Here is a 6,859-nt window from a genome sequence, read left to right as displayed (position 1 = left end):
AGACGTCGCAATCCACACCGAACCCGGAAGGCCCTCACCCGTTCAAGATCCCTCAGCCGAGAGCTGCATCACCCGTCCACAACCTCCCGGGGCAATACATCTAGGCCGCAGCCCAGGCCGAGGGCCAGCAGCAGCCACAGTCCGCGGCGGAGTTCGGCGGTGGGCTGGCCGCCGGCCCAGGCCCACAGGCCTGCCTTGTCGTTCGGGCTGTAGGGCTGGGAGGGGTCGGACGCGGAGAGTGGGACGGGGCGTCCGCCGGGCAGGTCGGGCCCGAAGACGGCGGTCCTGAGGGCGGTGAGGCATGCGCGGTAGTTCGCGCGGGTGGCCTGGGTGACCTCCGGGCAGCCTGCCGCTGCGAACTGCTCGACCATCGCGGGGGCCAGCCACAGGCGGGCGTCGGCCCGGTGGCCCTGCTGGTCGGCGTAGACGGCGATCCGGGTCAGGGCGGTGAGGAGGTCCCGGGCGCGATGGGTGGTTGTGGGGGTGGCACGGGCGACGGTGGTGCGGACCTCGTCGGCAACGCGTTCCCAGGCAGGTGGTCTGTTCGAGGGTTGGTACTGCGCGATGCGACGCTCCATCAGCATCCTCCAGACGAACACCCCCGGCGGGGTGCCATTGGAATACCATGCTGGGTGCTGGGGGACGCCGTGCGACCCGGGAGATCCGGATGGGTGAGACTGGGGCATGTGCCCCGAGGAGACAGCCGTTCCGTTTGCCCGCGCGGATTCGTCCATGGCGGGCTCTGGCCAAGAGCTGTGTTGACTGACCATCACGGGGCCAAGGTCGCCCAGGCTTTGGCCCTCGCGCTGGCCTCGGCGCTGGAGAGCACCGGCTGGTCGGTGGCCAAGCTGTCGCGTCACAGCGGGGTCAGCCGGCTGACCATCGCCAATGTTCTGGAGGGGCGGGTCTGGCCGGACCTGCTGACCGTCGCCAGCCTGGAGAAGGCCCTGGACCGCGACCTGTGGCCGGGCCGGGAGGTGTGAGGTGCCGCGGGTGCGCGGCACGGGGGAAGGTGGTGGCATCGTGACCGTCCTCGACGGGGTGGCCCACCGTCGGTGGGCCACTCGATGGGATGACGGCACGGCCGTACCCGGCACTCTGGCGCGGTGCCCGCGCTAAAGTGCCGAAGACGACCGGGCCGCACTGCCTGTCCCGCCAGCTGCCCACGGGCAGCGCAACGGGACACTGTGAAAAGGTGGCTTGCTGGGGTCCGGGTCGCTCAGGGCCGCCGCTGATGTGAGAGTTGGCGGCGGCCCGGTCCCCTTGATCGTGAACTGGGGCGGGGTCAGAACATCGTCGCCTCCTTTGCTGATCCTTCGGTCTCCGGGCGGTGGTAGACCACGGCGCGCGGGTGGAGTTCGGTCTTCACCAGCAGCCCCCGCACGGCCATCCGGTCCAGAATGGGCCGCAGGCTCCGCAGGTTCGCGTGGCCGATCATCTGGGCGATACCCCGGGCGGTCTGGGGAGCACCGGGCCTGAACCCCTCCAGGAGTGCCTCGACGCGCTCGTACAGCGTCGGCTGCTGGTCACCGGGCGGTGCCGTCTCCTGCCCGCGGCCGTCCTCGCCGGTACGGGGCGCCGACGCGGTGTACTGACCGTCGGCCGTACCGGGCCCGGCCTCTTCGCGTCCGGCTGTCCGGCGCTGGGGCGGGACCGTGCCCCCGTCCGAGCCGTCCCGGTCGCGACCCTCGTGCGGCCCGGCCGGCGGTGAGTCCCCGGCGGCCGGGGGCGAGGGTTCTTCGTCAGGGCGGCCGCGGGTGCCGTCCCGTGGTCCGCGGGTCGATCTCCCGTCCCGCGTCCGCGCCCCGCCGCCCGAACCGTCGCCGCATGGAGCACCGTCAGGCGCTGCCCCGGGGCCCGGAGTCCGCGCGCTGCGGTCCTCCGGCTCGGTGGTGGGCGGAGAGGTCCCCATCACAGTGAGCGGCGGCACGCTCTCCAGCCACTGGCGCATCGTGCGCGACCGGGCGATGTAGGCCTCGGCCTTTTCTTCGAGCCTTCTGAGGAGCACGGCGGCGGCAGACGGATCGGCCAGCGCGGCTTCCCAGGTCAGGGTGATCCTGTCCATGCGTGCCACCTTAGGGCTGCGGCCAGAGCGTGCGGCCACCCAATAGCCTCTCTCCACTCTGACGAGTGACCGGGCCTTCACCGCGACGACAATCGCAGCCCACAGGGCCGGTGGAGCCCTGGCGCACAGGCCGCAGTAGCCCGCACCGCACCCCCACCCAGAAGGCCCCGCCAAGGTGCCATTCCAATGGCATGAGGGCAGTGTGGCCGGAATGGAACCGCCCTCACCCCAGCCGCGTGCTGTGGCCGCCCTGGCCCTGGTGGACCGCTCGTGCGCCGAGGTGCTGCTGTGCGACCACACGCTCTTCTGGCAGCCGCCGCAGACCGAGGTGCGCACCGGCCAGTCCTGCCGGTCCGCCGTGCGCGATGCCGCCCGCCACTGGTGAGGGCTCGGACATGCGCCGGTCGCCAGCACCGTAGGGGTTCCCTGGACGCACCCGCCCGTGCTGGCGGATCACCACCACGCGGTGAACCGGCGTCTGCTGCTCGTCCTGCTGCCGCCCGGCACCCCGCGCCCCGGGCCCGGAACGCACGGCATGTCCTGGTGGCCCGTCGCACGGCTCCTCGCCGGCGAGGTGGCCACCCGGCCGGCCGAGCTCGGGGCCTTCCTCGACGGTCACCTGCAGGGGTGGCTGCCCGACGGGCAGCATGGCCTTGCCTGGTAGCGGCCTCGTGCGATCTTTCACCGCTACGGGGGACGGCAGCGGCGGACACCTTTGCTTGGGCCGGGCCCACCGATACCGTGCCGGACGTGGAAAACTTTCGGTCCTGGTGCGATGTGAAGACCCCGGCCGGCGCAGAGGCCCTGCGCGCGGAGTTCGACCGCCGCGCCAGGAAGGCGGCGGCCGAGGCCCAGATGTACGAGCGCATGCGCGACACGGTGGCTGACATTCCGCGCCTGGGGAAGCTGTGGGACGAACTGGTCGCCAACCCGCCGGACCTGGCACAGGTCCTGCCCAGCACCACCCAACCCACACAACCCTCGGCACCCGGGCAGCAGTTGGACACCGAGGCGATTCTGGCCCTCATGGGTCAGGTCCCCCAGCGACTGTGGTCGGCCGAAGACGTCCGCGTGGCCATCGGCGCCCCCTCACGCAGGGACGTCCGCCGGGCCCTGCGCGACATGGCCGGCCAGGGCCTGCTGGAAGAAATCCAGCGCAAGGCCCGGCACGTCCTCTTCCGCCTCAGCACCGCCCCGGCACAGAGAACGGACTGACACCGCCGCAGGGAAGCCGTCCAGCCGCCACAGGCAGAACGAAACGGACAGTCAGGAGCCCGCGACAGCGATCGGCGCGCGACGAGCTGATCGCCCTGCTCGCCCTGCAGACCCCGCGCCGCCTGTTCTCCGGGGTCCGGGCCCCGTCCACGCTGGGATCGTTTCTGCGCTCCTTCACGCACGGGCACGTGAAACAACTGCACGCCGTGGCCCGCCGGTTCCTGCCCGCACTGGCCCGTCACACCCCACTACTGCCTGGCGCGGTCCAGGTCGCCTATGTGGACATCGATGACACCATCCGCCGCACCTACGGCTACTCCAAACAGGGCACCGGCTACGGATACAGCAAGGTCAAGGGCCTGAACGCACTGCTCGGCATCGTCTCTACGCCCCTGTCCCCCCTTGATCGCTGCCACGAGGCTGCGCAAAGGACCGTCGAACTCCGCGCGCGGGGCGGCATCGTTCGTCGCCGAGACCATCCGCACAGCCCGCGCCTGCGGCGCCGGCGGCCTGCTGGTGATGCGAGCGGACTCCGCGTTCCACGGCGCCGACGTCGTGAACTCCTGCCGGGCACTGGGCGCGCGGTTCTCCATCACCGTGCGGATGAACGCCTCCGTCAAGGCCGCGATCGCCCGCATCGATGAGGGCGCCTGGACGCCGATCAAGTGCCCCAAGGCGGTCTGGGACGAGGAGGACCAGAGCTGGATCTCGGACGCCGAGATAGCGTTGCGCCCACCCTGAGGAACTCGTCCCCGACCTGCGACGACGGAGTTTTCTACAAGCCCCGGCGAAAGCCGATACCCGCGGCAATCGCCGGTCTTCGCTCGCCTGTCGCAGAAGCTCGATGCCCATCACCGACAGTTTGGCTGGAGCTGGGCGGGGTTCCGTGTGCTGAACATACTTTGGGCCACCGACGACCTGGAAGTGCGCGAGCTCGCCCGCCTGTCCGACGCGGCCCAGGCCGCCATCTCCAGGGTTGTGAACACGCTTGAGGCGAAAGGCCTTGTATACCGCACCCCCGCCGAGCACGACCGGCGCCTGGTCACGGTCGGTCTGACGGCACTCGGGCGGGCACAGCTGGAACAGGCGATCACCAGCCAGGCGGCATTGCCAACTGGCCTGACTTCTCAAGTATTTGACAGCCGAACAGTTTGACGCGAAGAAATCTTGAATATCACCCAGTCGTCATTTATATGAGATCGAAAATATCTTGACGACCCGCAAATTTCACGGATACGTTGAGCTCGAATGCAGTTGACTCAAAGGGCCACTGCGCCACAGGCGCGTCGCAATCTCAGATTACGCCGAAGCGCACTGGATGCACGGTGGGTATATAGCGGGGAACGTCTTTTAGGCTGGGCGAATCGTCCGCGACCCGCAGGGAATCAGCCACGGGGTTTCCGAGGAGTCCCGCAAAGGTCCTGACATGAATAGGGTGGCGCCGATTACACGGACTGGTCGGTCATCGTGATCGAAACGGAGAGTCCGGTTTGCCTCGATCCTGACGTGTCGGCGGACACTGCGGCCTGATCGCCAGGGCCACCCCCTTCCTCGTACTCGCCCAGGGGCAGCTTGCCTCTGCCGGGTGGAGGGCTGCCCTCGCAGCCACCCGGGCACAAGGCTGCTGAAGTTCACCATCACGAAGGACTCATCGTCTTGACTCTCGGCTCTTCCTCCCGCACCGCACCGGCGTTAAGCGCCTCGCAGCCGGACCGCTCGTCCATGGTGCGCATCGTCACCATCACTTCCATCGCGTTCGGCCTGACTGCCCCCGGACAGACCACGGCCGTCTCGGCCTTCGTCGACCCGCTCATCCAGGATCTCGGTGTGAGCCGCTCGGCTGTCTCCACCGCCTACCTCATCGGGTCTGTCTCTGGCGCCTTCGTCATGCCGTTCCTCGGAAGGCTCATTGACCGTTTCGGCCCGCGTGCCCTGATGGCCAGCGTCGCGTTGTGCTTCGGCGGAACCCTCATCGCTTCGAGCCTCATCGCGGGCGTCCCCAGCCTCACAACGGCGTTCATTGGCATGCGCGTAGGCGGGCAAGGGGCACTCAGCCTCGTCGCGACCACGGCCGTGGCCATCTACATCGAGCGTCGCCGCGGACTGGCCATGGGCCTTACTTCGGCCGTCGGCACAGCGATCATCTGGCTCGCACCTCTGGCCCTGGAGCGAGTGATCCAGTACCAGGGCTGGCGTACGGCCCTGGTACTGGAGGGGCTCGCCGTGTTGTTGCTCGTCGTTCCCGCAGCCCTGTTCCTGCCCCCTCGCCCCCAAAGCGGCACTGACTCGTCCGAAGCCGGAGGCGTTGCCCTGGCGGGGGAGGAAGTCGGAGCAGAGGCGGATGAGGCGGAGCCCATTGATCTGACCCTGCGCCAAGCGCTGCATACCGGTGTGTTCTGGGTGGTTGCGCTGGGGGTGGGGGTCTGCAGCCTTATCGGTACCGGCCTCAACTTCCAGCAGGTGTCCCTACTCGGTGAGCGTGGCCTCAGTGCCACGAGGCTGCAGCCACCTTCCTGCCGCAGATGGTGGCCGGCCTCGCGGCCACCCTGGCACTCGGGTGGCTCGCCGACCGGTTCTCCGACCGCTTTCTCATCATCTCGGTCATGCTCATCCTCGCCGCTCTGACCGCAGGTGCAGGGTGGGTGCAACCTGGCATCTCCGTGCTGGGCTACAGCCTCGCCCTCGGCGCGGTCGGCCATGGCGTCCGGACACTGGAGGCCGTGGTCTTCCCCCGGTGCTTCGGAGTGAGGCATCTCGGGGCCATCCGCGGGGTCAAGCATTCCGTGACGGTCGGTGCTTCTGCGTTCGGTCCATTGGCCCTCGCCTACGGCAGAGGCCTGGCCAGCTCCTATCGCCCAGTCCTGCTGGTATTCACCGTCTTTCCCCTCGCGGTGGCGCTGGCTACGGTGTTCGTCCGCACACCCCGCATCGCCGATGAAACCTGAGCCGCTCATCAGCGTCAGCTCCGGCGATCAACACGCCGACGGCCAGAGCAGTATGCCGGGGCGTGTGCTGCAGGCCGACGGTCGCGACCAGCCGCGCGAAATCAGCCCCGCCGCGCTCCTTGCCCTCGTGCAGGGCGAGCACGACGATGTCCCGCGGTGGCACTCGGTCATGCTGAACGGGCGCTTGGAGATCCCGGCCTGTGGGATCGCTCGGGCGAACCGTGCTCAGCCTCGCACCGAGCAGTGCTCAAAACGGAAGCGGCTGAATGCGATGTGCGGCAGGCCCGCAAGCCCGGCCCGGGCCAACCCGATCCCGGGCCGCCCCGCCTCCGCCGTTCACCGCGTGCTGATCTGCCACGGCCGAACCGGCTTGGCTGGCCGACGGCGAGCCGATATGCCGTATTGAGCGCAGCCGCGCTGAGCTGGTGCACGTCGGCGTCGAAAAGCTCGGCAGTATCCCCCACGGCGGTGGCTGGCGCACGGTCCGGCAGTCCTCAAGGGCTTCCCTGCACAGTTGCACCTGCCATCCGTGCACCTAGTACTCCAGTGTGACTTCGCGATCTTGGGTCGGACCCGCGTGAGAACTGGAACGGCCACCGCGTGATCATCAAGGGTTGTGTGGACTCATGACGAT

At 69.0% G+C, this 6,859-nt stretch carries 10 protein-coding genes; 8 read left to right on the top strand and 2 right to left on the bottom strand.

Annotated elements, in window-relative coordinates; all coding sequences use genetic code 11:
* Nucleotides 1-68 precede the first annotated feature (68 nt).
* The gene (locus tag IG90_RS0138330; RefSeq protein WP_051860452.1) at nt 69-578 is read right to left on the bottom strand and encodes a hypothetical protein; all 510 of its coding nucleotides are present in this window, start codon (nt 576-578) and stop codon (nt 69-71) included.
* Nucleotides 579-758: 180 nt separating this feature from the next.
* Here IG90_RS0138330 and IG90_RS0138325 point away from each other — a divergent pair, with 180 nt between their 5' ends.
* Nucleotides 759-983 carry a helix-turn-helix domain-containing protein gene (locus IG90_RS0138325; RefSeq protein ID WP_030595758.1) on the top strand — a complete coding sequence of 75 codons (225 nt, stop codon included), beginning with the start codon at nt 759-761 and terminating at the stop codon, nt 981-983.
* Nucleotides 984-1,285: 302 nt separating this feature from the next.
* On the opposite strand, the gene IG90_RS0138320 is transcribed toward IG90_RS0138325, so the two are convergent.
* A complete protein-coding gene (locus IG90_RS0138320) occupies nt 1,286-2,065 on the bottom strand; it encodes a hypothetical protein (protein ID WP_030595755.1) in 780 nt (259 codons plus the stop codon).
* Between the two features lie 202 nt (nt 2,066-2,267).
* Between IG90_RS0138320 and IG90_RS44610 the strand changes: the two genes are divergently transcribed.
* From IG90_RS44610 to IG90_RS43140, 7 genes are all read left to right on the top strand, one after another.
* The gene (locus tag IG90_RS44610; protein ID WP_157846406.1) at nt 2,268-2,450 is read left to right on the top strand and encodes a hypothetical protein; all 183 of its coding nucleotides are present in this window, start codon (nt 2,268-2,270) and stop codon (nt 2,448-2,450) included.
* Between the two features lie 57 nt (nt 2,451-2,507).
* Complete coding sequence (locus tag IG90_RS0138310; protein ID WP_030595751.1) at nt 2,508-2,729, top strand: hypothetical protein; 222 nt, start codon at nt 2,508-2,510, stop codon at nt 2,727-2,729.
* 86 nt (nt 2,730-2,815) lie between these two features.
* Nucleotides 2,816-3,280: a hypothetical protein gene (locus IG90_RS40345; protein ID WP_157846405.1), complete on the top strand. Its 465-nt coding sequence runs from the start codon at nt 2,816-2,818 to the stop codon at nt 3,278-3,280.
* 402 nt (nt 3,281-3,682) lie between these two features.
* Nucleotides 3,683-4,021, top strand: a complete 339-nt coding sequence (locus tag IG90_RS40340; RefSeq protein ID WP_051860451.1) for a transposase — start codon at nt 3,683-3,685, stop codon at nt 4,019-4,021.
* A gap of 87 nt (nt 4,022-4,108) precedes the next feature.
* Complete coding sequence (locus IG90_RS0138300) at nt 4,109-4,435, top strand: MarR family winged helix-turn-helix transcriptional regulator (RefSeq protein ID WP_078585559.1); 327 nt, start codon at nt 4,109-4,111, stop codon at nt 4,433-4,435.
* 567 nt (nt 4,436-5,002) lie between these two features.
* Nucleotides 5,003-5,905: an MFS transporter gene (locus IG90_RS40335; RefSeq protein WP_051860449.1), complete on the top strand. Its 903-nt coding sequence runs from the start codon at nt 5,003-5,005 to the stop codon at nt 5,903-5,905.
* Nucleotides 5,884-6,225: a hypothetical protein gene (locus tag IG90_RS43140; protein WP_157846404.1), complete on the top strand. Its 342-nt coding sequence runs from the start codon at nt 5,884-5,886 to the stop codon at nt 6,223-6,225. Before IG90_RS40335 ends, IG90_RS43140 begins: the two co-directional genes overlap by 22 nt.
* Nucleotides 6,226-6,859 lie beyond the last annotated feature (634 nt).

Source organism: Streptomyces anulatus (assembly GCF_000721175.1).
Classification (GTDB): Bacteria; Actinomycetota; Actinomycetes; order Streptomycetales; family Streptomycetaceae; genus Streptomyces; species Streptomyces anulatus_C.
The sequence above is the reverse complement of the archived record's forward strand: the minus strand, read 5'-3'. Positions and strand labels throughout refer to the sequence as shown.